General features: G+C 49.9%; 29 protein-coding genes. 22 read left to right on the top strand and 7 right to left on the bottom strand.

Features of this window, described 5'->3' with window-relative positions:
- Nucleotides 1-86 precede the first annotated feature (86 nt).
- Nucleotides 87-953, bottom strand: a complete 867-nt coding sequence (locus HMPREF9412_RS03170) for a LysR family transcriptional regulator (protein WP_009589997.1) — start codon at nucleotides 951-953, stop codon at nucleotides 87-89.
- A gap of 146 nt (nucleotides 954-1,099) precedes the next feature.
- On the opposite strand from HMPREF9412_RS03170, the gene HMPREF9412_RS03165 reads away from it, so the two are divergent.
- The 13 genes from HMPREF9412_RS03165 (at nucleotide 1,100) to HMPREF9412_RS03105 (ending at nucleotide 10,424) form a co-directional block, all read left to right on the top strand.
- Nucleotides 1,100-1,447: a DMT family transporter gene (locus HMPREF9412_RS03165; protein ID WP_009589879.1), complete on the top strand. Its 348-nt coding sequence runs from the start codon at nucleotides 1,100-1,102 to the stop codon at nucleotides 1,445-1,447.
- The gene (locus HMPREF9412_RS03160) at nucleotides 1,447-1,761 is read left to right on the top strand and encodes a DMT family transporter (RefSeq protein ID WP_009589782.1); all 315 of its coding nucleotides are present in this window, start codon (nucleotides 1,447-1,449) and stop codon (nucleotides 1,759-1,761) included. Before HMPREF9412_RS03165 ends, HMPREF9412_RS03160 begins: the two co-directional genes overlap by 1 nt.
- Before the next feature lie 141 nt (nucleotides 1,762-1,902).
- A complete protein-coding gene (locus HMPREF9412_RS03155) occupies nucleotides 1,903-3,597 on the top strand; it encodes a M3 family oligoendopeptidase (RefSeq protein WP_009590014.1) in 1,695 nt (564 codons plus the stop codon).
- A gap of 139 nt (nucleotides 3,598-3,736) precedes the next feature.
- A complete protein-coding gene (locus HMPREF9412_RS03150; RefSeq protein ID WP_009589970.1) occupies nucleotides 3,737-4,618 on the top strand; it encodes a GNAT family N-acetyltransferase in 882 nt (293 codons plus the stop codon).
- 37 nt (nucleotides 4,619-4,655) lie between these two features.
- Nucleotides 4,656-5,201: an NUDIX hydrolase gene (locus HMPREF9412_RS03145; protein WP_009589986.1), complete on the top strand. Its 546-nt coding sequence runs from the start codon at nucleotides 4,656-4,658 to the stop codon at nucleotides 5,199-5,201.
- Between the two features lie 34 nt (nucleotides 5,202-5,235).
- Nucleotides 5,236-5,868: a histidine phosphatase family protein gene (locus HMPREF9412_RS03140; protein ID WP_009589931.1), complete on the top strand. Its 633-nt coding sequence runs from the start codon at nucleotides 5,236-5,238 to the stop codon at nucleotides 5,866-5,868.
- A 155-nt stretch (nucleotides 5,869-6,023) separates the two neighbouring features.
- Nucleotides 6,024-7,034 (top strand): phosphotransferase enzyme family protein, encoded by a 1,011-nt coding sequence (locus tag HMPREF9412_RS03135; RefSeq protein WP_009589874.1) that lies wholly within the window; start codon nucleotides 6,024-6,026, stop codon nucleotides 7,032-7,034.
- A gap of 39 nt (nucleotides 7,035-7,073) precedes the next feature.
- Nucleotides 7,074-7,286 carry a hypothetical protein gene (locus HMPREF9412_RS03130; protein WP_009589787.1) on the top strand — a complete coding sequence of 71 codons (213 nt, stop codon included), beginning with the start codon at nucleotides 7,074-7,076 and terminating at the stop codon, nucleotides 7,284-7,286.
- A gap of 11 nt (nucleotides 7,287-7,297) precedes the next feature.
- Complete coding sequence (locus HMPREF9412_RS03125) at nucleotides 7,298-7,993, top strand: cyanophycinase (protein WP_009590022.1); 696 nt, start codon at nucleotides 7,298-7,300, stop codon at nucleotides 7,991-7,993.
- 124 nt (nucleotides 7,994-8,117) lie between these two features.
- Nucleotides 8,118-8,471 carry a DUF952 domain-containing protein gene (locus HMPREF9412_RS03120; protein WP_009589936.1) on the top strand — a complete coding sequence of 118 codons (354 nt, stop codon included), beginning with the start codon at nucleotides 8,118-8,120 and terminating at the stop codon, nucleotides 8,469-8,471.
- Between the two features lie 43 nt (nucleotides 8,472-8,514).
- On the top strand, nucleotides 8,515-8,802 hold the full coding sequence (locus HMPREF9412_RS03115; RefSeq protein ID WP_009589843.1) for an antibiotic biosynthesis monooxygenase family protein: 288 nt from the start codon (nucleotides 8,515-8,517) through the stop codon (nucleotides 8,800-8,802).
- A gap of 158 nt (nucleotides 8,803-8,960) precedes the next feature.
- On the top strand, nucleotides 8,961-9,491 hold the full coding sequence (locus tag HMPREF9412_RS03110; RefSeq protein WP_009589928.1) for a DinB family protein: 531 nt from the start codon (nucleotides 8,961-8,963) through the stop codon (nucleotides 9,489-9,491).
- Between the two features lie 21 nt (nucleotides 9,492-9,512).
- The gene (locus HMPREF9412_RS03105) at nucleotides 9,513-10,424 is read left to right on the top strand and encodes a phosphotransferase family protein (RefSeq protein ID WP_009589946.1); all 912 of its coding nucleotides are present in this window, start codon (nucleotides 9,513-9,515) and stop codon (nucleotides 10,422-10,424) included.
- A gap of 32 nt (nucleotides 10,425-10,456) precedes the next feature.
- On the opposite strand, the gene HMPREF9412_RS03100 is transcribed toward HMPREF9412_RS03105, so the two are convergent.
- Nucleotides 10,457-10,669 carry a hypothetical protein gene (locus tag HMPREF9412_RS03100; RefSeq protein ID WP_009590043.1) on the bottom strand — a complete coding sequence of 71 codons (213 nt, stop codon included), beginning with the start codon at nucleotides 10,667-10,669 and terminating at the stop codon, nucleotides 10,457-10,459.
- A 71-nt stretch (nucleotides 10,670-10,740) separates the two neighbouring features.
- The gene (gene clpP / locus HMPREF9412_RS03095; RefSeq protein WP_083829901.1) at nucleotides 10,741-11,337 is read right to left on the bottom strand and encodes an ATP-dependent Clp endopeptidase proteolytic subunit ClpP; all 597 of its coding nucleotides are present in this window, start codon (nucleotides 11,335-11,337) and stop codon (nucleotides 10,741-10,743) included.
- A 162-nt stretch (nucleotides 11,338-11,499) separates the two neighbouring features.
- On the opposite strand from clpP, the gene HMPREF9412_RS03090 reads away from it, so the two are divergent.
- From HMPREF9412_RS03090 to HMPREF9412_RS03065, 6 genes are all read left to right on the top strand, one after another.
- A complete protein-coding gene (locus HMPREF9412_RS03090) occupies nucleotides 11,500-12,234 on the top strand; it encodes an RNA polymerase sigma factor (protein WP_036671122.1) in 735 nt (244 codons plus the stop codon).
- Between the two features lie 191 nt (nucleotides 12,235-12,425).
- Entirely contained in the window at nucleotides 12,426-12,938 is a 513-nt protein-coding gene (locus tag HMPREF9412_RS03085; RefSeq protein WP_009589845.1) for an 8-oxo-dGTP diphosphatase, read from the top strand.
- A 17-nt stretch (nucleotides 12,939-12,955) separates the two neighbouring features.
- Entirely contained in the window at nucleotides 12,956-13,630 is a 675-nt protein-coding gene (locus HMPREF9412_RS03080) for an HAD family hydrolase (RefSeq protein WP_009589930.1), read from the top strand.
- Nucleotides 13,631-13,648: 18 nt separating this feature from the next.
- Nucleotides 13,649-14,074: a metallothiol transferase FosB gene (gene fosB, locus HMPREF9412_RS03075; protein WP_009589881.1), complete on the top strand. Its 426-nt coding sequence runs from the start codon at nucleotides 13,649-13,651 to the stop codon at nucleotides 14,072-14,074.
- A 45-nt stretch (nucleotides 14,075-14,119) separates the two neighbouring features.
- The gene (gene pgsA / locus HMPREF9412_RS03070) at nucleotides 14,120-14,704 is read left to right on the top strand and encodes a CDP-diacylglycerol--glycerol-3-phosphate 3-phosphatidyltransferase (RefSeq protein ID WP_009589943.1); all 585 of its coding nucleotides are present in this window, start codon (nucleotides 14,120-14,122) and stop codon (nucleotides 14,702-14,704) included.
- Nucleotides 14,705-14,857: 153 nt separating this feature from the next.
- The gene (locus tag HMPREF9412_RS03065; protein ID WP_009589988.1) at nucleotides 14,858-16,993 is read left to right on the top strand and encodes an Ig-like domain-containing protein; all 2,136 of its coding nucleotides are present in this window, start codon (nucleotides 14,858-14,860) and stop codon (nucleotides 16,991-16,993) included.
- 90 nt (nucleotides 16,994-17,083) lie between these two features.
- On the opposite strand, the gene HMPREF9412_RS03060 is transcribed toward HMPREF9412_RS03065, so the two are convergent.
- The 4 genes from HMPREF9412_RS03060 to HMPREF9412_RS03045 are packed head-to-tail and all read right to left on the bottom strand — an operon-like array spanning nucleotide 17,084 to nucleotide 22,148.
- Complete coding sequence (locus HMPREF9412_RS03060; protein WP_009590045.1) at nucleotides 17,084-18,544, bottom strand: methyltransferase domain-containing protein; 1,461 nt, start codon at nucleotides 18,542-18,544, stop codon at nucleotides 17,084-17,086.
- A gap of 1 nt (nucleotide 18,545) precedes the next feature.
- Complete coding sequence (locus HMPREF9412_RS03055; RefSeq protein WP_009589801.1) at nucleotides 18,546-19,406, bottom strand: hypothetical protein; 861 nt, start codon at nucleotides 19,404-19,406, stop codon at nucleotides 18,546-18,548.
- 28 nt (nucleotides 19,407-19,434) lie between these two features.
- Entirely contained in the window at nucleotides 19,435-21,042 is a 1,608-nt protein-coding gene (locus HMPREF9412_RS03050) for a glycosyltransferase (protein ID WP_009589902.1), read from the bottom strand.
- Nucleotides 21,039-22,148 carry a glycosyltransferase gene (locus tag HMPREF9412_RS03045; RefSeq protein ID WP_085981254.1) on the bottom strand — a complete coding sequence of 370 codons (1,110 nt, stop codon included), beginning with the start codon at nucleotides 22,146-22,148 and terminating at the stop codon, nucleotides 21,039-21,041. The genes HMPREF9412_RS03050 and HMPREF9412_RS03045 overlap by 4 nt, the downstream gene beginning before the upstream one ends.
- Before the next feature lie 333 nt (nucleotides 22,149-22,481).
- On the opposite strand from HMPREF9412_RS03045, the gene HMPREF9412_RS03040 reads away from it, so the two are divergent.
- The 3 genes from HMPREF9412_RS03040 to HMPREF9412_RS03030 are packed head-to-tail and all read left to right on the top strand — an operon-like array spanning nucleotide 22,482 to nucleotide 24,896.
- Complete coding sequence (locus tag HMPREF9412_RS03040; RefSeq protein WP_009589835.1) at nucleotides 22,482-23,375, top strand: PhzF family phenazine biosynthesis isomerase; 894 nt, start codon at nucleotides 22,482-22,484, stop codon at nucleotides 23,373-23,375.
- Nucleotides 23,376-23,427: 52 nt separating this feature from the next.
- Nucleotides 23,428-23,970 (top strand): STM3941 family protein, encoded by a 543-nt coding sequence (locus tag HMPREF9412_RS03035; protein WP_009589892.1) that lies wholly within the window; start codon nucleotides 23,428-23,430, stop codon nucleotides 23,968-23,970.
- Nucleotides 23,967-24,896: a phosphotransferase family protein gene (locus HMPREF9412_RS03030; RefSeq protein ID WP_009589984.1), complete on the top strand. Its 930-nt coding sequence runs from the start codon at nucleotides 23,967-23,969 to the stop codon at nucleotides 24,894-24,896. Before HMPREF9412_RS03035 ends, HMPREF9412_RS03030 begins: the two co-directional genes overlap by 4 nt.
- Nucleotides 24,897-24,947 lie beyond the last annotated feature (51 nt).

Raw genomic sequence — 24,947 nt, 5'->3', positions numbered from 1 at the left:
GGCCAGACGATTTGTTCAAGAGGAAAAATATCGACTGCATCTCACGCTGGATAAATGTCATGGTGATGTTCAGGCCTACGTATAACTCATGATCTTTCCTTCATCTCAAAATTGACCTTAACCAGCTCGGCAAAAGCAGAAAACGCCTTGTTCCTGAACCGGTCGTTGCGCCGGACCAGGCTAGTCGAGGTGTGCCGGAAGGCTTCCGGGACCTGATAGCTGCCCATATTGGCATATTCTCCGCTTAAGACGGAGCTGGGAAGCAGCGCAGCCGCAAGTCCTGACCGTACAATGCTGAGCTGGGTTTCCAACGAGGAGACCTCTATCGTATTGGTTAGCGGAATGCCTTCGCTTAGCAGCCATGCTTCAAGGGCGCTTCGAAACGGACATCCCGCGGGGGCTACGGCCCATTTGGTCACCGCAAGATCGGGAAAGGGCTGCTCTTTGGATTTGGTCAGCAGCATGACTTCATCCTCTTCAATATAATCGGCTGCCAGCTTTGTCGGAATGGTTCCTGTCACAAAAGCCCCGTCCAGCTGATAGTTCAGAACTTGAGTAATCAGCTCCGAAGAGCTGCCAGTCAACAGCGACAGCGTGACGTCAGGGTACATGGTTTGATAGTCGGACAAGGATTGAATGAAGTGCCCGCAATGAACCGTGTCCACGACGCCAATGGCTAATGAACCGCTTGGATACGGCTGTTCCTGCACGGCTCTCACCGCTTCTTCGGACAGGTTGATGATGGTACACGCATAGTCCAGGAACATACGCCCTTTCTCCGTCAAGGTTACTCCATTGGAGTGCCTGTTAAACAAGGGAACCCCCAATTCATTCTCCAGTTTTTTGACCCGGGCCGTTACATTCGACTGCACATACCCAAGCTGCTCCGCGGCGCGGGTGATATTTCCTTCATCGGCAATCCTCAGAAAAACCTTCAGATCGGTAAGCTCCATCTAAACCTTCCTCTCTCCTTCAGGCATCACTAAAAATGATGACATCATTATTAATGATCATTATACGGCATGCCAAATTTGGATTACAATCACAACGACATCATAAACCGATTTAAACAAATACAGAGTGGAAGGGATGTTGGGGGATGAAGAAGGCATGGTGGCTCTTATTATTGGCGGGAGCGCTGGAGGTTGTCTGGGTATCCGGTTTAAAACATTCCGATGTATGGTGGCAGTGGGTCATCACCATCGCATCGATCGTATTCAGTTTTAAAGTTTTTTTGGACTCCGCGGCGAAGCTTCCCATCGGCACGGTCTATGTGATCTTCACAGGACTCGGCACAGCCGGCACGGTGCTGGCGGAGATTCTCGTGTTTGGCGAGGAAGCGAATCCCGTCAAGCTCCTACTGATTGGCATGCTGGCCGCAGGCGTGCTGGGGCTTAAGCTGGTCACGAAGGATACGGATCGTCAAGCGAAGGAGAGTGGCATCTAATGGAATGGATCGCTCTGATTGCAGCCGGGTTGTGCGAGGTTCTGGGTGTTATTGCTTTAAGACGGGTAACCCTGCACCGCAGCTTGGGATCCTACGTTTTTTTAGCCTGTTCGCTTGGCTCCAGTTTCCTGCTGCTGACGTATGCGATGAATTTCATTTCCATGGGAACCGCCTACGCGATTTGGACGGGAATGGGGACAGCAGGCAGCACGCTGCTGGGGATGTTCGCGTTTGGAGAACCGAAGGAATGGCGCCGTATGTTCTTCATCGCTTTGATTCTCGCTTCAGCCATCGGACTTAAGATCATGACGTAACCAATCGGGGTGTATAGAATTTCATAGACTGTGAAGGATATTCGGATTTGTATATAGAATTTACATATAGTTTGGTGATTTGAAGCCATGCGATCAAACGCCAGGATGCATTTTTTATTTTGGAAAGGACAGGTGTATCTTATGAAATTCAGCGAGTATCGCTATGAACGCCCCGACGTAAAAGCTTTTGAGCAAAAGTTCAAGGAACAACTGAACGCCTTCACCTCCGCCGGCACGTACGAGGAACAGGATGAGGCGATGACCCGTATTAACAAACTTCGCAGCGAGATGGATACCCTGAGTCAACTGGTGTACATCCGTCACTCGATTGATACGAACGACGAGTTCTATAAGGCAGAGCAGGATTTCTTCGACGAGAACGGACCGGTCATCCAGGAATACATAACGGATTATTACCGGGCCCTCGTGGATTCGAAATTCAGAGCCCAACTGGAGGACAAATGGGGACGGCAGCTGTTTCAGCTGGCTGAGCTATCGCTCAAAACCTTCAGCCCTGAGATCATCGAGGATTTGCAGCAGGAGAACAAGCTGACGACGGAATATGCGAAGCTGATCGCTTCTGCAAAAATTCAGTTCGAAGGCGAAGAACGCACCCTGTCGCAGCTGATTCCGTTCCAGCAATCGACGGATCGCGATATGCGCAAACGCGCAATGGAGGCTTCCAGCGGTTTCATGGCCGAGAACGAAGCCACCTTCGACCGCATCTATGATGATCTGGTCAAGGTGAGAACCAAGATTGCCAAGAAGCTTGGCTTCAACAATTATGTGGAGCTGGGTTATGCTCGCATGGCCCGCACGGATTACAATGCGGAGATGGTGGCTAATTTCCGGAACCAGGTGCTGGAGCATATCGTTCCGGTTGCGTCCAAGCTGAAAGAACGTCAGCAGAAGCGGATCGATGTGGATCAACTGCTGTACTACGACGAGAATTTTTCCTTCAAATCGGGGAATGCCACGCCGAAGGGCGACCCGGATTGGATCGTGAACAACGGCGCGAAGATGTACGAGGAATTGTCTCCGGAAACTCACGAGTTCTTCACCTTCATGCAGGAGAACGGCCTTATGGACCTGGTTGCCAAAAAAGGCAAGCAGAGCGGCGGATACTGTACCTATATCAGCGAGTACGGCGCACCGTTTATCTTCTCCAACTTCAACGGGACTTCCGGCGATATTGACGTGCTGACGCACGAAGCCGGTCATGCGTTCCAAGTGTACGAGAGCAGAGGTTTCGAGGTACCGGAGTATGGATTCCCGACTTATGAGGCATGCGAAATCCATTCCATGAGCATGGAATTCTTCACATGGCCGTGGATGGACCGCTTCTTTGAGGACGAGGCGGATAAATACCGCTTCGACCATCTGGCGAGCGGACTCATCTTCATTCCTTACGGGGTAACGGTTGATGAATTCCAGCACTTCGTTTACGAGAATCCGGATGCTACGCCGGCCGAACGGAAACAGGCATGGCGTGAAATCGAGCGGAGATATCTGCCGCACCGGAACTATGATGATAATGCGTATCTGGAGCAAGGCGGCTTCTGGCATAAACAAGGACATATCTTCAATTCGCCGTTCTATTATATCGACTATACGCTGGCTCAAATCTGTGCATTCCAATTCTGGAAGAAGATGCACGAGGACCAATCCGCGGCATGGGCGGATTATCTGCACCTCTGCCGTCAAGGCGGCAGCAAATCCTTCACTGAACTGGTGAAGGTGGCAGGCCTGATCTCTCCATTCGAGGATGGCTGCGTCACTTCCGTCATCGGCAGCATCGAAGCTTGGCTGGACAGCGTGGACGATGCAGCTCTTTAAATCGAAATAAGTTATGCAAAGACATGCAGGAGCACACGAGTGGGTACATACCCAGGTGTTTCCTGCATGTTTTTCATAGTAAGCATCTCCCAATGTGCCACACTTATTTAATGCCCATATACCAGGAGGAATAAAGAACATGATTACGTACAAACCGTTAAGCGAGCTTCCGATTCGGGAAGTATCCGAGCTGTGGAATCTCTCGTTTGAAGGCTATATGGTGAACGCTTCCATGCCGCTGGACCGCTTCATTGCCCGGATCGGGAATGATGGCTTATGTTTGGAGCGCTCACTCGCTTGTTACGTGGATGGCGTACCGGCCGGCATCGTCATGAACAGTTTTCGATTGGATGACGGCGTAACCATTGCGCGTAACGGAGGGACGGCAATAGCTCCGAATTTCCGGGGCAAAGGAATCGGCAGATCCATGATGGAGAAAAACGACGCCCTCTATAAGGAGCAGGGCGTGCGTCGTGCCTATTTAGAGGCGATCAGCACGAATGCGGCCGCGATTCGCCTCTATGAAAGCGTCGGATATGAAATCATCGATCGGCTGCTCATCATGACAAATGAACAATCGTTAGAGGCGCAGGATCAGCAGAAAGCGTCGACCTCGTTTACGTTGGTCAGAGGCCTAGCCGCGGAGGCCGCCTCCGCAGACTTCTATCGATCCGGCGAAGTCTGGCAGACAGACGCTGCCAGTATCAAGGACGGCGAGTGCGTGCTTGTTTATGAAGGGGAAGAACTTGTGGGCTACGGTTTGTTTAAGCGTGCGTTCGATGCTGCGGGCCGTTTGCAGGCGACCACGCTGTTCCGCTGCGAAACCGCTCCTGGTTACCGGGATGCCATAGCCGTGTTGAAGGCAGCAGCGCTCGAGATGATGCAGCCTGGTTCCACTTGCAAGCGATCCGCATTCAATATCCGGGCTTCGCATAAGGAATTGGTGGATGTGCTGGAGGCGCTTGGGTTCGCCAGCTCGATGGAGCAGGTGCTTATGGTCCGCGACTACAACGCTACATAGGTTGCATGAATATCTGCAAGGCTGGAGGATTACGCTTATGAGAAAAAGCACGGATCTAACCCTGTATCCGGCCCTATCGAATGATATCCATTGGGGCGTGGTGCGAGCCCGGTTTGCCCTGGGCGAAGATTTCGATGAATCGATGGTCAGCAATGTCACGATTATTCCATTCGCCGGGGAACGCTGCGTTATTTTTCAGATAGCGGACGGCAGCTGGGAGCTTCCTGGCGGAACCTTGGAGCCTGGCGAGGCTTATATCGAGGGACTCCGGCGGGAAGTGAGGGAGGAGCTAGGCGCAGAACTCGAGTCATACCGGGTCTTTGGCCAGTTTCGCTGCGAGTCCAGCAGCAAGACACCTTATCGGCCGCATATTCCCCATCCTCATTTTGTCCGATTGGTTGGGTACGGGGATGTACGCATCGTTGGGGAGCCGCTGAATCCCGAGGATGGGGAGCAGGTCATCGCAGTGGAGGCGGTTGAACTGGAGGAAGCCGTGAAGCGATTGGAGGAGACGGGCAGGCAGGATATCGCGGATCTTTACAAGCTGGCTTATGCCATACGACAAGGTGACCGCTTAGAGTAATCGACGATGACTCACTAGGTAGGGAGGAAGGAACATGAAAGAGACAACCACCATTTATCTTGTCAGACACGGACAAACCGAGTGGAACGTGCAGCATCGTTTTCAAGGTCATATGGATTCGCCGCTGACGAAGCTGGGCATTCAGCAAGCGGAATGGCTCGGCGAAGCCTTGCAGCATGAACCATTTGATTTCATCTTCTCCAGTACCAGTTCAAGGGCATACCATACGGCCGAGCTCATCAAGGGGAACCGGAATGTGCAAATTACGGCATGTGATGAATTCAGAGAGATTAATCTGGGGGGATGGGAAGGAGAGATGCAGGAACGGATCCGCGAAATGTATCCTCAGCAGTTGGATCATTTCTGGAATCATCCGGAGCTGTTCGGTGTCGAGGGGTGTGAGACGTTTCTCGAGGTCAGAGAGCGTGCGGTTAACAAGCTGAACGAAATCGTCGCTTCAAATCCGGGCTCTCGTATTTTGCTGGTCACGCATACCGTGGTGGTTAAGCTGTTAATGGCTTATTTTGAGGGGAGAAGTTTGGATCGGCTGTGGGATCTGCCTTACATCCATCCGACATGCCTGAGCAAGATCGAGCTGACCGATGACGTCCCTTCCATCCTTCTGCATGGGGATGTCAGTCATTATAGGGAGGAGCAAGGCGTCTAATGATCGTCAGAGAAATATGTTGCATGAGGAACTCCCCCCCAAAAAAAATTCCCCGAATGGAGGGGCAGTTGCTGAGTGAGACCATGAATCAGGATGGGGTTTTATAAGATCGATCATAGGGGGAGCGCGCTGATCAGAAAAGAGGTGTATAGATATTGGAACACTTATTTCAGGAGCTGTTACAGCATTATTTTCATGGCCCTGTGTCTTCGATCGAGACCGTGCCTTTCGGCATGACGAATGATTCCCGAATTGTCGTAATGAACCAAAAGAAATACGTCGCGAGAATATACAATCGTCACACAAAGAATGAAGAGAGATTACGGTTTGAGGTTGGACTAACAGCCTATCTGGAGAGTTGTTGCTTATCGTTTGATATTCCATGTTTCGTTTCCAGTAAGGATGATGCCAATTACGTGGTTCTATCGGATGGTTCCCTGGGCTCCCTGACACGGTTTATCGAAGGAGAGGTTCCTGACCTATCCAGCATGTCCGATGTCCTTAGTTATGGGCGGACAGTTGGGGAAATATCATATGCTCTTCAACAATTCGAATCGGATTCCGTTGATGTAGCTTATCCTGCGATTGCGTTCCATGATTTTTACAACCTCCATTCTCTAGCCAATCAGACGAAAATTAATGAGTTTTTGGTATGCCCTCCATTTGAGATTGATGCCGAACAGATAGCTGTATTGCAAGGATACTATGAATGTGGGTTTAACCGTGCACCTGAATTGAATGTACTGCCAAAGCAAATGGTCCATCATGATATTTTAGTTTTTAATCTCTTGATCGATCCCCAGTCCAGGGAGATGAGTGGTGTATTGGATTTTGATTTTGCCGCTAGGGACATACGGATATGGGAACTATCCATCTGTCTAAACCATCTTCTTCAGCATGAGGACCAGACCTTGACGAAGGTCGAATTATTTTTAGATGAGTATCGAAAAAAAATGAGGTTAACCCGTGCAGAGATCGATTGGATTCCCTATACCATGCAGTTATATTATGTTTCGTTATTAAGCATCTATATCGGACAGCATTTGGCCGGAAGGAACATCACCTCCTATTTTCAACTTATGTTGAAGCAACTTATGATCAGAAAAGAATGGATGGAACGGAATCAACATGAGTTTGTTGAGATGTTGTATTCGAAATGTTTATGAATGTGTCAAGCAAACAACTTCTAGGATGTGATTGATGCTGTGAGATTACCTTATAAAATAGGTTATGCCGTTACATTGGTTTGGCTGGTCTGGATTGTATACGGTTATATGAATTATGACGATATCGCTGAGCGCGGCCAGCTATCCATCGTTCTGTTAAGCGCCGTGATTGGCATCATCCTGCTGCCGATCTATTTTATATCCGTACTGCTGTATTCTGTTTACAAACGGGATCCGCGAAAGAAAAAGTAAGGGGGGATATCTTGAAGGATCGATATCTATTTTTGCTCGGTGGACATTCCTTTCAAGCCGAAGCGAATCGACAGTTTCTAGAGCAAGCGGGCGGTTCTCATGCCAGGATTGCGTTGTGCATCATGAACCGGCCGGGTTGGGAGGATTATGTTCCGTTGTTTCAGCAGATGTGGACTGAAGCGGGAATGACCCAGAACGTGAGAGTGATCGTTCCCGATGAAGACGGGAATCTGGACATGGGACACGCTGAGCAGGTGCTGTCATGGGCCACGGGAATATTTATTGGCGGGGGTAACACGGAGAAATACCATCACTATTTCGCGACGGGGCCTTTTAAAGAGCTGTTAATCGACCGCTATGAGAATGGCGTTCCGATTGCCGGCAATTCGGCAGGTGCCCTAATTCTTCCGGAGACATGCCTGATATCCCCGCTTGATAATGAACAAGGCATCATGATGTTTAAGCAAGGCGTAGGGCTGTTCTCAAATGTCTTGATCAGCGTTCACTATACGGAGTGGGACGACCAGTCCAACCTGCTGCTGGGAATGAAGACAGGGAAAGTGCGTCACGGCATCGGCATTGATGAGCAGGCATGCGCCGTTTTTATCAATGGACAGCTGGCGTCCTCGTTGGGGGAATCCGTCTACACCGTAACCTACGAGGATTTTGACGAGGACCGATATACGATAGTGAAGAAGACATCTTGAAGGATGTCTTCTTTTATAGTTCATCCGAAAAGCAGGTCACCTTGAAATCACGTATCAGGGATCTGGTTTTTCTATCGCAAGTGTGTCAAGATTAACGGAAAATAGACGGAGGAGACTGGACGGAATGATCTATCATATTATTTCGAAGCAAGCATGGATGGAAGCGCAAGGTAAGGACATGTACGAGCCGCCAAGCCTGCAGACGGACCGATTTATTCACTGCTCGACCGAGGCGCAAGTCAGCGGCGTAGCTAACACAATTTACACAGGCAGAACCGATCTGCTCGTTCTGGGGATTCAAGAAGATCAAGTGGACGCGGAGATCATATTTGAGGATTTATATGAGCTGAATCAGCTGTATCCGCATATTTATGGCGGGTTAAACCTGAATGCGGTTCGGAAGGTTTATCGTCTGGAGACGGATGAGGATGGCGTTTTTGCATTCCAGGCTTCTCCTGAGCTTGAGTATAAAGGATAGAAAAGCCGTAATACCTTAACTAAATACAAAGGGGGAAGCTTGTATGATACTCGAAGTCGCCATGCTGCAGATAAAGCCGGGACAAACGGCGGATTTTGAACGGAATTTCCAAGTCGCGTCAGGAATCATCTCGAAGATGAAGGGCTACATCCATCATGAGCTGAAGCGATGCCTGGAGGATGATCATAAGTACATTCTGCTGGTGAAATGGGAGACCCTGGAGGATCACACGATAGGTTTTCGGGAATCCGCGGAATATCAGGACTGGAAACAACGGCTGCATCACTTTTACGATCCGTTCCCTGTTGTAGAACATTATGAAGAGGTGTGAATCGAAGCAACTTTTTTCATCGTCAGCGAATCACGGGGCTTTTTCGATCGTTGACTGTAAGTGGTGCTTTTTTGAACAGGTCCGGAACCGAGTGATATAAAGGAAAGCACTGTGTTTATATAGACATATAGCGATACGACTTACAAGGAGATGTAAATATGGTGAAATTCCAGGATATCGTGCCTTACATGGATCAGGTTCGTCAGAAATTAACGAAGGTGCTTGAGTCTTTCGGTCCGGATGACAAGGGGTTGCGCGAGGTTCCCAACGGTTGGAGCGTAACCGAGATTGTAGAGCATCTGGGGAAGCTTGAAACCATGATTCAATACCAATTGAAGCAAATGCTTGAGCGGGAACCCGTTCAGCCCTCAGAGCCATTGGAAGAAAAAGTGACTGATGTCAGCGAGATTCTGTCCACCAGCGGCATCATCGGCAAAAAGATTAAAGCCCCTGAACAGGCCATGCCCACCGGTGTATTATCTTATGATGAAGCGATGGATAAGCTGAATCGAGTACGGGAAACAACGAAGCAGATCATAACGAAGCTGGCCGAGCGAAATACGAATGATCTGCACGATCTTCACCCGTATGGATTCGAGCTGAATGCTGCACAGTGGGCCCACTTTATAGCGATACACGAGACCCTGCATATCAGACAGCTGGGACGTATCCGGGAGGCGAATCAGTAACCGTTAAGGCAGGTGTTCAAGTTGAACGTCGAAGAGTTGATGACAGAGGTATACGGCATTCAGCCGCTTAAGGTCGAGCCCATGTCATTCGGCCATACCAATCAGGTGTACAGCGTAACATTTCCGGACCGGCAAATCATTCTACGAACCAATCGCAAGCCCGACGTCCTGAAGCATACTGCAAACAACATAGCGATCCTATCATCGCTGGGTTTGCCGGTGCCAAGTGTGATTCGAACGGATGTGTCCCTTCAGAAGGTCCCCTATGCTTACATGATACTGGAGCATGTTCCGGGCCGTGATCTGCGATATGAGCTTGAGGGCATGACGGATGAACAATTGGACGATCTCGCCGGACAGATCATCGTTTTCCAGCGCAAGGTGTCCGAGCTTCCCTTGGGCACCGGATTCGGATGGGTTCCGATCGGAGAGCAGGGGCCTTTTACATCCTGGGCGGAGATCATCGATCGTGATATCCGCGATCATATCGGCAACATAACCGGTGAGGTTGCTCCGGACATCATCGTTCAATTGCAGCACATCAAGCGGCGATACGAGCCTGATTTCGACCGCATAGAGCCTGTCTGTTTCCTGGATGATCTCACGATCAAGAACGTGATTGTGTCCGATGGCACGCTGCAAGGTATCGTGGATTTCGATTGGGTCTGTTATGGAGACCCGCTGTACATGATTGCCCTCACCCAAACGGCGGTGGTCTCTGATATCGGAGACCGGGGAATGGCCTACGTAGAGGCGTTATGCAGGCAGTGGGGAGCGGACCGGGAACAGCGGACACTGATTGATTTTTACTCCGTCGTTCATGCGCTGGCATTTATCGGCCATCATCAGAGGGAGCAGAACGAGGTCTGCAAACAGCGCATGGTTTCATTCATAGTAGACAAAATAAAGCATGATGCAAACAGAACCGCATGAGCTTAAGAGCCCATGCGGTTCTTGTTGTTTTATCAAGAAGTTGGCGCAAAGCCCACTCTCGGTTTGTCCCGTTCCTTGGTATTCACCGAAACGTAGCGGATCGCGGTTAACGGTACGTACAGCATCTCATATTCATCTTTGTATCGGATGAATTGTTCGCCTACTTCCTCCAGCGTGCCGTTTCGCACATAACTTCCATCCGTAAAATAGATGCTCACTTCCTGATTCAGCAAATTTTTCAGCATATACGGTTCACTCCTTGTGAATAAAATAGAGTATCGGGGTTAATCGGATCATGGGCATTCATCGGATAGCGTCACAGTTTGGTGACGATGTCGTCAATGATCCCGTATTCCTTCGCTTCTTCCGCCGACATAAAATAATCCCGCTCCATATCCTTTTCGACGCGTTCGACGGACTGACCTGTGCGCTCGGATATAATATGCGCCAGCTTCTCACGGGTTTTCAGGATGCGTTTAGCCGTAATAGCGATATCGGTGGCCTGCCCCTGTACACCGCCCAGCGGCTGATGGATCATAATTTCGCTGTTCGGCAGAGCGAGGCGCTTGCCTTTGGCGCCAGCCAGCAGCAGGATCGCACCGTATGATGCGGCGAATCCCGTGCAGATGGTGTTGACTTGAGGTTTGATTATCTGCATGGTATCGTAAATGCCAAAGCCCGCCGATACCGAGCCGCCCGGACTGTTGATGTACATATGGATATCCTTCTCGGGGTCCTCGGCCGCAAGAAACAACAGCTGCGCGATAATGCTGTTGGCGATGGCGTCATCGATGGCTGCGCCCACAAACACGATCCGATCCTTCAGCAGCCGGGAATAAATATCGTATGATCGTTCGCCACGGTTGGTTTGTTCAACAACATAAGGAACAAAATTCATGGTTTCATCCTCCATCTTCGTAAGGTTTTCGTGATTCAGCAAGTAAACGAAGAGACCGCTGCAAAAGATACGAAAGAAACCACGAAATATATTTTTGATGACAGCGTAACGAAAAGCACGCTTCATTCGTTTACCTATAAGATATCCTACCGAGATGTGGAAAGGAGTTGGATTCCGATGACGATCTATCGACCGAGCGCCACCACGGCGGCCGACCAGGGCCTGGCGGAGCTGAATGCTGCCCTGCACAGGTATTGTCTGTCCCTTACAAACTCCTCATGGGATTCCGATGATCTGGTGCAGGACACATGGATCAAGGCGCTGGAGCATTTGCAGCAGCGGAGCCATGCCAATCCCGAAGCTCTCCTGATTCGGATCGCCAAGAATACATGGATTGACCGGGTCCGCCGGGATCAAACCTATCGACGAATTCTGGATGAGAAGCTGGAGCACGTATTGCCTAAAGAAGAAGCCTCGAACGAGGACAGCAAGCTGAACATCGAGTTCGCCTTTCAATGGCTGATGGAACATTTGTCTCCCCTGCAGCGAACGGTGCTGCTGCTTCGTGAGGTGTACGAATATTCCATTTCGGAAACCGCGAATATGCTGCAAACGACGGACGGAGCGGTAAAAGCGGCCCTTCATCGAGCTCAAAAGGTGCTGCAATCGTTGAACCCGGAGGAAGAGGAGCTTGGATTGGCTATGCCGGAAGAGGCAGAGATGACCCTGAATCTTCAGGCATTGGCAGAGGCATACCAATCCGGGGATGTCGAAGCTGTCGTTAGGCTGATTCAATGGAACAGCAGCGGGGCATCGGCCATTGGAAGCATGGCTCCGATGGAGGTTCAATCGCCGACCGCGAGTTATATGATGTATGGCGGGTATTCGGCCGACATGCGAATGGCCGCGTAAAGCGAAGATCCAACCAGGTGGATCATACATTGCCGTTAAGGCCGGAGCAGAAGCTGCTCCGGCCTTTTTTTGACGAGGATTAACAACCGGTGAATAGTGGCAACAGATATACATGAATCTCCGTCCATCGTATCGTCTTCCAGCGCTTGGGGTTGTATACTATAACCAAGCAGATCGGACAGGAATGAGGGATGAGGTTGCAGACCGAAGTGAAGCTGTACACCATGTGCATGATACAAGACGGAAGCAGAATTTTGCTGATGAACAGACCGGATGACAAAGGATTCCCCGGATATATTGCCCCCGGCGGCAAGGTGGATTTTCCGGAAAGCATTGTAAACGGAGCCATTCGGGAGGTTCGGGAGGAAACCGGCTTGATTGTGAAGGACATCATCTATAAAGGTCTTGAAGAATCCTGTGAACCGAATACGGGGCTTCGGTACATGGTATTTAATTATTTGGCCACTTCCTTTGAAGGGGAGCTGCTTGAGCATCCTCCCGAAGGGGAACTGTTATGGGTGGATCGAGAAGAGGCGTTGAATTTGCCCATGCAGGATTGGTTTAAACGAAGGTTTCCTTTGTTTTTCGAAGAGGGGACGTTTGAATTAAGCGAGATATGGGATGAAAAGACAGGGCACGTTCTGGAGGAAATGGTTAGGCGGTATCCGGCCAGAATACCACAGGCGGCAGGTCTCGCCGATTAACGAAGGGAGCGGAGGGTATGCCAGTCGAGGCGGTGTTCTTCGATTTATATGAGACGTTAATCACGGAGTTTGCAGACGGCAAGCGGGTATCTAAGAGATCCTATGATTATATGGATAGACTCGGGCTATCAGACGCAGAGTTTAAACAGGAGTGGAGCACTCGTTCGGAGCGCAGAATGAATGGGCATTTTCCCGACTATCATTCGGTGATCCGCGACATTCTGGAATCTCGCAGTTTGCCCTATCCTCAGGAACACGTGGAATTTCTATATCAGTCGAGAGTCAGCGAGAAGAAAATTCCTTTCCATACGATCTCGAAGGAGATCTGCAGGATGCTGGAACTTCTGCGGGAACGGGGACTGAGGCTGGGCTTGATCAGCAATTGCTCGGAAGAAGAGGTGGTTTCTTTTGGCCAGAGCAGATTGGCCCCCTACTTCGATGACGTTATCTTCTCTTATCAGGTTGGGGTAGCCAAGCCGAATGCAGAAATCTATCGATTGGCTTGTGAGCGCTTATCCGTAAGACCGGAGGAAGCCCTGTTTATCGGGGATGGCGGTTCAGATGAGCTGAGAGGAGCGGGCAGTGCCGAATTAATGCCATATCACGCCTATTGGTACAATACGTTTATGGAGAGCGGGTATGAGAAGATCCGTCAACCGCTGCATGTGCTGGACATCATTGAATCTATATAGAAAGGGAGCCGCCGAACAATGAATCTGCAGGCCATTAACCATCTCTGCTTTTCGGTTTCGCACTTGGAACGGTCCATTGTTTTTTACAGGGACGTGTTTGGAGCCAAGCTTCTGGTCAGAGGGCGAAAGCTGGCTTATTTCGATCTGAACGGGCTGTGGATTGCTCTAAACGAAGAAGACGTGGACCGAACCACGGCAAACAGAACCTATACGCATATTGCATTTACCATCGATGAGCAGGATGTGGAACCGACGCTGGTTCGCCTTCAATCGCTCCAAGTGGAGATTTTGCCGGGTAGGGCAAGGGACGAGAAGGATAAGAAGTCGATTTACTTCCTGGATCCGGACGGCCACATGTTCGAGTTTCATACGGGCGGATTGCAGGACAGGCTGGACTATTACCGAGCGGATAAAGAGCACATGACCTTTTACGATACCGAATAGTTGGGGGAAGGAACGATTCCAATTGCAGATCGAGGAGATGAGCCGATGAACCTTGCCAACCGCATAACGATAGCCAGAATATTATTGATTCCCGTCTTTATTTTATTTTTTGCCGAGTATCCGTTATGGTTGACCGAGAACAGCCGCTTCTTCGGATTCATTCATGCTTATGGAACCTACATCGCGCTGGGCGTGTTCATTCTTGCATCGGCTACGGACAAGCTGGACGGTTACATTGCACGGAAAATGAATCAAATCACGAACCTTGGAAAGTTGCTGGACCCGCTCGCAGATAAACTGCTCATATCGGTCGCCTTAATTATGATGGTTCAATCCGGCATGGTTGCGACTTGGATCGCCGTTGCCATCATCGCCCGGGAGTTCGTCATTACGGGACTTCGGATGGTCGCCTCCGAGCAGGGAATCGCATTGTCTGCTGATAGGCTCGGCAAATTGAAAATGGTCCTTCAAGTCACAGCCATTGCAGCGGTATTGCTGGATAACGCTCCGTTTACGTTCATCAGGATGGTCCAAGTGGACGAATTGCTCATGCTTGCCGCAGTAGCCTTAACGATTTACTCAGGCATCCATTATCTGTGGAACAATGTTAAACTCATTCAACTAAGCTGAGGAGTTTATTTTAATGAACAACCGCAGATGGGAAAATATCCTACTTTGTGCCCATTTTGGCTTCAGAAGGTAACGATTTAATCCGGGACTGTCGATATACAGATAGACTGGAAAAAAAGCCTGCGAGACAGAAGGTACAAAGGAGAGAAATAAATGAGCTTAAACAGAAAGACAACGAAGATCTTTCTTGTCGTTGTGATGATGTTGGCGATGGTTTTTCCAACCAGCGTATTCGCCGCCTCCGGGGACGTAACATCGATTGAATTTGATACGAACGAGAGCAAAATTTACTTAACCGTTAATGAAACAACGGAACAACTTCGCGTATTGGCTAACATTGAAGGATCTTCCACGAAGAAGGACGTAACCAATGAGACGACGTGGACTTCGTCCAACACGAGGATCGTAAAGGTTGACGGCGGTCTCATTATTCCGCTGGAGAAGGGTACGGCTCGTATTACGGCAAAATACAAAGGCGCAATCAAAACGATTGATGTCGACGTCAAATTTGCCATCGACGAGTTCAAGCTGGATCAGCCGGATAAAGTGGAGCATAAGCTTGGAACGGAAGGTTTAACCGTTAAAGCACTGGCTGACGGAACGAACGACGTGACAACGGAATCGAAGTGGACCACTTCCGATGACAGCGTAGTGAAAGTAAGCAAAGGGGAACTGACCCTCGTAGGACTGGGCAGCGCAACCGTGACTGCGGATTACAAAGGGCTCAAAGCTTCCTTTACGGTCAAAGTCGTCGCTCCTTACCAAAAGCTTGCGATCGTTCCGGGTGAGGATCAGGAGCTGCTAGTCGGTGATGCGCCTGTGGATCTTAAAGTGTTCGCCAAGCAGTCGGAGACCGATGCAGGTACGGACGTAACGGACAAGATAGAGTTGAAATCGTCCAACACTTCCGTAGCAACGGTTGAGGATGGCAAGCTGAAGCCGGTGGCATTGGGTAAATCCACGATCAGCGTGAGCTATCTGGGTTCGACTGCCAAGCTGGATGTGTATGTGCGCAATCCATATGAAGCTTTGATACTGGATCAGACGGATTTCGTCAAGAATCCGGTTCTGTTTATGAACGATTCGATTACGGTAAAAGCCAAGGTTCGTAATGCGGCTTCCCAATCCATCGACGTGGCCGGGGAATGGACCTCATCCAATCCGCTGGCGGTATCCGTCAACGGTGGCGTGATTACGGCAAGAGCTAAGGGAACCTCCACCATCAAGGTGAGCTACCTCGGAATCAGCAAAGAATTTACCGTTAAGGTGTATCCGACGGTAACCAAGTTTGAAACAGAGGACACGAAGGTGGATGTGCTGAAAGACGAATCCAAATCCTTCCCTAAGGTGACGGGAACGCTTCTGGACGACGAGGAAGAGGATTTCAGCAGTGCGGTGACCTGGACATCAAGCGATGAGAATGTGGTAACGACCGAAGACGGCAAAATCAAAGGCATCGATGCCGGTACAGCAACAATCACCGGTAAGATCGGTTCCAGAGAAGTAGCGACGCTGCCGGTTACGGTTAACGAAAAAGTGCTGGTGCTGCTGCCGGATGTAGAGGAGTATCAGCTGGTTATAGGCAGAAGCAACGCGCTGCCGAAAGTAAATGCCGTATTCGAGGATGGCGAAGAGAGCGATGTGACCTCTTCCATCGAATGGTCGCTGACAGGATCTGCGGCTGTCATTAAAGACGGTACGATCAAGGGCTTAACGAAAGGCTCGACAACGCTGAAAGGCACATATTTGAACAAAGAGGTCAAGATTCCGGTCGTGGTTGAACAGGAAGTCGTTAAGTTTGTCGTAGACCCGGAGAATATTGACCTCAACATCAAGAAATCCAAATCGATTAAAGTTACAGGCTACTACAGCAACGGCAAAACGGTTTCGCTCTCATCCAAGATGAATTGGAGTTCTTCGGACACCGCGATCGTAACGGTATCCAGAACCTCCGTTAAAGCGGTTGCCGAGGGTAAAGCAACGATTACGGGTTCATACCAAGGCAAAGAAGTCACCGTTAAAGTAAACGTGGTTCCGAAGATGACGAAATTGATCGCCAGCGAGAAGAAACTGAACTTGAAGCCCGGTGACGTCAAAACCGTAACGGTTACGGCCGAATATGATACCGGCGCAAAAACGAGTGTTGGGGACACCGCCGTGTGGACAACCAGCAACTCCAGCGTGGCCAAAGTAACGAATGGACGCATTGAAGCGATCGCGAAGGGAACCGCCCGCATTAAGGGGCAGTACAATTCGAAGACCGTAACCATTACCGTCTCTGTGAAATAGTTAGGACAGCATGCTGCAACAGCCCGGCTCTAAAGATGAGCCGGGCTGTTGTCTGTTCATAAGAATCTTTCTGGGTAAAGCGGGATAAGGTCAAATTCCAGGCTGCTGCGTTCTCAGAAACCAGGCAAGTATATGGCCGTTATAGATCTCCAGCGATTTCACCTGAAAATTCGTCGCTTCGGCGAGTACATATATTTCATCGATCGAATAATATTTCATCTCGGCATCAACAAAACCGTCTCCTATCCGGTAGTAAGGCATATCGAGGAGATCAGGATCGTGACGAGCAGGCGCAAAATGCCGTTTCCACGGCGTTGAGATGAGCAGGCTTCCGCCAGGCATCAGTTTGTCATGGATTTTCCGGAGAACCGGTATCGGATTGTAATTCATATGCTCGAGCACTTCCGTAAAGAGAACGATATCGTACCGTTCGTTTCCCGGAATATCCTCGGCTTCTACATTGCACTGACTCCACCGGATCCCGTAGTCCTGTTCCAGTTCCACGGACCAGTAATCCGCCATGTGATCCAAGCCGTATGCCTGAGCTCCGGACAATACGCTGTACATTAGCAGCGTACCGTAAGCAGCGCCGATATCCAGTACACGGGTGCCCCGGTGCACAAGCAACGAGTCCAGGATCGGAAGCAGCGGGTACCAGTAGCTGGCTTCTTCATCCTTATAAACAGACAGATAGTGGCTCCCATTCCGCTTGGCATGATAGGTAGAGATAATCGTTTGGGCACGGGACAGTTTCTCGTCAGGCGATAGATCATCATCAAGAGGCTGCGTGCATTGCCGCTCGGCAGCCTCGGGTAACGGTCCAACCGTTCCAACGCTGACGAGCAGGTATCCGGGCACATTGCGCTTCTCGTATTCAGGGAGTCTATGGTACCACATCGTCAGCCAATGCTTGACGGTCTGGGAATCCCGGATGAAATCAAGAAAATCCAAACTGTTCAAAAAGCCGATGCTGCTCTCCTCGATCAACGTTACACCACACCGCTCAAATTGATTTCTGAGCGTGGAGGCGGGATGCTCCGTGCCATACATCCAGGTGCCCAGCTGTTCGGCGGCTTCTTTACCCGCACGATACGGCAAACATTCCGCAAAAGGGGTGAGGATCAGCATCGTTCCTCCCGGCTTGGTAACCCGTTTCATTTCTCTTAATATCGCGATCCGCTCTTCTTCCTCAAAATGCTCCAGCACCCCCGCATTCCAGGTTAGATCAAAGTGCTGGTCAGGAAGCCGCATCTCCCTAATATCGGAGAGAACAAAGGTGCCCGGAACCTTCGCGCTATAAAAGGCGCTCCGGCTGTTGTGCAGCGCATTCTCGGAATAGTCGACCAGCGTCACTTCCGCATGCTCAGCAGCCAGGCGCAGCGAAATCTTGCCCGTTCCGGAACCGGCCTCGAGTATGCGCTTCCCTTCGATGCCTCCTGTAACCTCCATGATCTTATCGTAGATGGTTTGGCTTAGTGAATCCCAGTGATAGGATACCTCCCGGGACCATAGCTGATCCCAAATCTTCTTCTGGCGTTCATCCGGCAGCATATCATTCGGTCACCCCTTTGTGTTCTGGCGTGTACTTGCGAAACAGCTGGTGGAACTCACCGGAGCCGTTGTGAATCTCAGCCAGTTCTCTCAATCCGTACGCCCCGTATTGATGAAACAGGCCAGTCTCGTTCATGGAAAATTCGATGTATTTGTCCGGCATCGACATGCGTTGGGCCATGGTTGCATGGTATACCCAGGAGGCCAGGCAGCATTTCGGCCTCCATGCCGTGCGGGTTCCCATATAATACCGCATGCCCAGAAGCAGACTGTCATCCTCATAGCCCTGCTTGCCGGATAAGAATCGAGTATCATAACCTCCAATATGGCGAAGGGCTTCCGCACGGTGAACGACCGGATGCACGAATCCATCCGCAATCCCTTTTCTTGACAGCCGCTGGAGCGTTTCGCTGAGCTCACCTGGTGTTTTCGGAAGAACAATGAACTCACCCAAGGGCTGCAGTTCTCCGGTTGAGGTAACGATGCCGGGCGATACCATAGGTTCGTCGTTACATTCCAGATAACGAAGAAGAGGTTCGTGCCAATCCGGAGGAAAGAGCATGTCGACATGAATTTCGGAGATGTACCCCGCTTCAGGGAAGTGCTCCCATATGAATTCAAAACAGGCTTGCCTGGCGGCAGCGATACCGATATTCGCTCCGTTCCCGAGAATAACACCGGATAGGCCTGACGTTTGCAGCCATTCTTGCAGCTCTTCATTCGTAAGGCATCCTTGATTAAACAGAACCGTCCTATGCTCCCGGGAACGCTGCAGACTGCTTAACGCCAGGCTGGCCATGTGTAAATCATTCTTGCGCGAGCTCTCCCGAATGAATAAGGGCAGGGTATGAATGATTTTCAATTCTATCGCTTCCTCTTATGGTTATTCGTTATTCCATCCATTCAACAAGTGCAGGCGATTCATCCAGAATGGAGTCGTACTGTTCTTTCGAGCCGAACTCCGCTTCAGGATCAAGCTGACGATAACGCTTGAGCTTCTCCAGCCTGTATTCCGGTTTGGCCCACCCGTAATGTTTAAGGCGAATAGCTGAAAGATGGTGGGGAAGATCGAATACATTCGCCGGGAACCTTCCACAGTGCTGGGCCGTCTCTTTCCAGCAATACTTCATTTCGGGACGGTAACGCAGAAGAAAAGGGCGATAGGTTTTATGCGAGCTCCAGAATTCATCGTCCCGGTAATGGGTTTCGTTCCAAAAATCATAAAGCCGGAAGCAGTACAAATCGAACTCGTTTTGCTTCAGCATGGAAGGAAGCTCAGCCGTAAAGGAAGACTCAAACCATTCGTCCGCATCCAAATTCAGAATCCATTCGGGATGAACGTTCAAAGTTTCGCGCCATTGCTGCTTTCTCAGCTCAACCTCGTTGTGAAACAAGGATGCCTCGTTGCTGATAAGACGCAGCGGAATTCCCTTCAAAACTTCCATACATACATCCAGCGTGTTATCCGTACTTGCATCATCGATAATAACGGCTTGGTCAATGTAGTCCCGATGCCGTTCAAGCGCTTGCCGCAGATAGCGTTGGCCTTCATTCTTCAGAACCATCGTCAGGGTGAGCGATGGGCGGGCCTTGCGGCGATTCGCATCAATGGGGCTGAGACAGCCCTCTTCTCGTTCCTCGAAACAGCTTCGCGTAACCTCGGGGATGGATGTAGTCTTATCCGTAGCCTTCAGGAACAGTCCGGCATGGTGAAGATCGCTTTCACGGTAGATATGGTAAGCCGGGTAGTGCGTATCTACATACAAGGTGAACCCCAGCGCAGCCGCCCGAATGCTGAAATGCCGATCCTCTCCCCAGAAGGACAAATTGTAGATAGGTTTATAGTTAACCCCGCGCACAAGAGCCCGGCGGCTGATTAAAGTGCAAGCTCCGAGTCCGCCGACTTCATACACGCCGGCCTCCGTTAACCGGCTCACGAATTGTTGATAGCGATGTTCCTTTTGGGCTTCGTCCAACGTTTCGCCCGCCTGTTGTTCGTATTGGGTATATTCATCCTTGAGCCACACCTGGGGTTGGGGACGTGAGTCCGGCTGCCAACGGGTCCAGAAGATTTCCGAAATGATCTCTTTGTCGGTGGCGATGAGGTGAATCAGGGTCTGCGGTGCCAGCAGCAAATCCGAATCGACCAGAAACAGATAGTCAAACCGTAAGTCAAGCGCATATTGAATGATCTTGTTCTTATAATCGGCTACCTTCCAAATCAATCGATCGTTCCAATAATGGGTTGTCTCGTCGCGGATATATTCGTGATCATCAGGCGTATGGGCGCTGTGGATAACCACCCGGTTAACTTCTTTCATAAATCGGCTCAATCTGGCGCTGGATAATTCATCGTTGTTGTCATCGATAAAGAAGTAGCACAGCTCCAGGGAATTTTGTTCCAGCCGCAGCAATGAGGTAAGGAAATGGTCCAGAATCTCCGGTTTCTGCCGTACAGGACTGCCGATCAAAACGCGTCTTCGCCCCTGGGTCGTCATGAGCTCTGCCTCTCATCGTCACGCTGAAGCTCCTGCAGCTTGTTTCGAAAATATTCTTGGTTCGCCAGCATCGTCTCATCGCCCGGTCGGTAGGCAAGCGCCTTATCATTATGCTGATTGGCAAGCGCATAAGCTCCGATTCGGTCGTAACAAACGGCCAATTGCAGATGGGGAAGCCATGTGGAGAAGGAGGGATTATGAAATCCCATGTAATCCGGAGGCAGCTCAAGCTCGGTAGCCAGCTTATACCAGTAGATGGCCGTATCATATTGGTTTTTCTCGAGAAAATGGTAACCGATGCGGCAGCAGAATTCGGCCCGCGGCGGCGCATATTGCAGGGATCGGAGAGAGGATTCAAATGCGGCTTGCCCGTTTCCGAGCTCGTGATGGCAATCGGACAGCCTGCTGCAGGCCGAGAGAACATCCTCGACCCAGCCTTTTTCCGTATGTAAGAATCGTTCGTAATAATCGATCGCTTTCTCGAAAAGACGGTGATCCTTTAGTTCATTCGCATAATAGAACAGATCCCGCGGGGTGAACGATTCGCCGGCTGCCTCGCGCTGCACATAGATTCTGAGATTCCGGCCGGTGTCCGGATCATGATTCGAGCTGAGATGGGTAATGGCAACATCGCTATTCAGAACATGACCGTACACCTCCAAATATTCGTGGACGGGCCCGATCCATCGAAAAGCCCGGCTTCGTTTGACAAGACGATTGCGCCGCAGACGGAAGGTGACATTGCCGAATTCGTCCGAGCTCAAATGATAGAGCATGGTCACGGAATCGATGTCGGGCGTAAGGTTTTCTTTAAGCGCTATTAGTTTCATCCGGTCTTCTTCAAGCAGCACGTCGTCGGCATCGAGCCACAGGATATAGTCCTGGCTGGCCTTGCTAAAAGCAAAGTTTCGCGCAGCCGCAAAATCGTCGATCCATTCAAAATCATAAACGACCGCCTGAAAGGACCGGGCGATTTCTTTCGTGCGATCGGTGGAGCCTGTATCCACAATGACGATCTCATCCACGATGTCTGTTATCCGGGACAGGCAGCGGTTCAGATGATGTTCCTCATTTTTTACGATCATGCATAGGCTGATAGCGATCAATACATCACCCCCGCGTATAGTCCATTCCAAAGAATATGCCAGATATATATTCAGGTCGGCTTACGAAATGAACCGTTGAGCGCCAAATTGAACCCGTGCGTATCAAAAAATGACGAATTATCGCATCATCAAGCTCATTTCTCTATAAAGAACCGGTCACATAGACCGTTTTTTTGCTTGCACGTGTCGTGCAACGGGACCGGCGGAACGAAATTTGCCGGGTGAAGGCTGCTGATTGTAAATTTGGTCTGGATTTAACCCATGTCCAATGGTAAAATCTTCTCAAATTTTGTTCTCCATTTAAGTCATTATTGAAAGAAGGAACTAAAGGACATGAAATCCATCAACGTACTTCATTATGATGCATTCTCCATACAGCCTAATATGGGTAATCCTGCCGGCGTGGTCTTGAACGCTGACGAGTTGACAGAGAAGGAGATGCAGGCCATCGCCCATAGCGTAGGGTTCAATGAAACGACCTTCATATTAAAATCGGAGCAAGCAGATGTCCGATTAAGATATTTTACGCCCGGACATGAGATGAATTTGTGCGGCCATGCCACCATGGCCTCGATGTATGCCTTGAAGACCAAGGGGCTGCTCCCTGACAAAGAAACCGTGTGGATTGAGACAAGAGTGGGCAATTTGCCGATCGAATTTCAGGATGCTCAGGGAAAGCTAACCATGAAGATGAAGCAGGATCATCCTCAATTCCTGCCCTTTGAGGGAGATGTTGACCGCCTGGCATCATCCATGGGCCTGCAGCGCGAGGATTTGGATTTCGCAATGCCGATCGTATATGGAAGCACAGGGATTTGGACATTGCTGGTACCGATTAAGGGGCTGGAGCCGTTTAGGCGGATGGTGCCTCATAATGCCATGTTCCCGGATATATTAACGGACAATCCGAAAGCCTCTCTGCACCCTTTTTGCCTGGAAACGATCGACGAGTCTTCGTTCATGCATGCCAGACATTTCTCTTCACCGTACTCAGGCACCGTCGAGGATCCGGTAACCGGAACCGCGTCAGGCGTAATGGGAGCTTACTATTTAACCTATTTGAATCCCGAGGCCCTCTCCGCACGATTTATCGTTGAACAAGGCAAGGAAATGGGGAAAGACGGTAGAGTCGATGTTCAAGTGAATCGCTTTGAAGAGACCATGGACGTCTATATTTCCGGTACGGCTGTATTCGTTAAAGAATTCGAGGTTAGCTATGATTCATAACGATCGGATGATATCCTCTAGATATTGTAAATAGAAACAGGGAGTGCAAGCTATGCAGGAACAAGAAGAAATCAAGATTTATCCCAAGGTGACCAAAATGCTGGTGGGTTCCCTGGCATTTGTGTTGGTAGGCAGCGGGTTAGTGTACGGAGGGTTAACCTCGAGCAACATCTTTATCGTATTAGTTGGAATCATTTGCGCGTTGTTTTTTGGCATGGGACTGGTGTTTTCCATCGTCAAGCTTGTTCAATCGGAGCCTGCACTTCTGATCCATCGGGAGGGAATCGTTGATAGATCCTCCTATGCGAGCGCCGGAGCCGTCGCGTGGAGCGAAATCAAGAACATTCACATCTATCAGATTAAGAATGAGAAGTTTATAGGGATCGATGTATATGATCCTGAACTTTTGATGTCCAGGCATCCCGCCTGGAAAAGGAAGCTCATGAGCATGAATAAAGGCATGACGGGTTCTGCTATCCATATATCCGCATCAAGTATCTCATGTAATCTGTATGAGTTGTTTCCTCTGTTATATCGAAGATGGAATGCGTCCAGGAACCTGAATACGGAGACGAAGGAGGGGCAAGGGTTATGAAGACATTCAAGCCGGAGATGACTTTGGATAAGGCGGTAAGCCATCTCCAGCAGATTGAAGGAGAGACGGTGCTGAATGTCACCCCCATCGAGATGGGAGAATTAAGCAAGGTATTCAGTTATCGTAAGGGCGATGCCGATTATGTCATTCATTTTAAGGATAATGGGGACAGCCTTCATAAAGTAAACAAAATCTACAGTATGTACGGTGATCAATCCTTGCCCATTCCTCGAATCCATAAGATCGGAAGCGTGGGGAATATCCATTACTCGATCTCGGATAAAGTACCCGGTACGCCGATAAGCGCTCTTGAGCCGGCACAAATTCGAGGGCTGGTTCCCGACATCGTCCAGCAATTCATGCGGATCCTTCAGACCCCTACCGGAGAGTCCCATGAGGGCTTCGGGTGGATTACTCCGGAAGGCAAGGCTGCTCATCGTTCATGGCTGGACCACCTGACGTCTGTATTCGATGCGGAGCAAGAAGGTTTCTACCATGGATGGCAGAGCCTGTATGAGCACAGTTTTCTGGAAAAAGCGTTTTTCGAAGAGATCTACCAAACGATGATTGAACTTGTTCGCTATTCGCCATCGGAGCGCTATCTTGTCCATGGTGATTTCCATTTGGGCAACATGCTTGGAGAGAACGAAAACGTAACCGGTATCGTGGATTGGGAGATGGCCATGTTCGGCGATTTCATGATGGACGTCTCCGTTATTCATATGTGGTATCCGATGCTGGGATTTCCCAAGCGGCTGCAGGAAGCGATGGAGCAGCAAGGCGAGAAGATTCCCTATTTTGAAGAAAGGCTGCTGTGCTATCAGCTATTTCGGGCGCTGGACGGGCTTCGTTTCTATGCGAAGAAGGATGATCAGGGCAGCTATCAGTTCATGAAGAATCATATCACCTCATTATTAAATGGATAGATCCCTTCGGGGATCTTTTTTTGTTTATGAGCGAAATGTGTGCAACGAAAA

Source organism: Paenibacillus sp. HGF5 (genome assembly GCF_000204455.1).
GTDB lineage: Bacteria > Bacillota > Bacilli > Paenibacillales > Paenibacillaceae > Paenibacillus_AQ > Paenibacillus_AQ lautus_A.
Note: the sequence above shows the minus strand (reverse complement) of the source record. Positions and strands in the feature narration are given on the sequence as shown.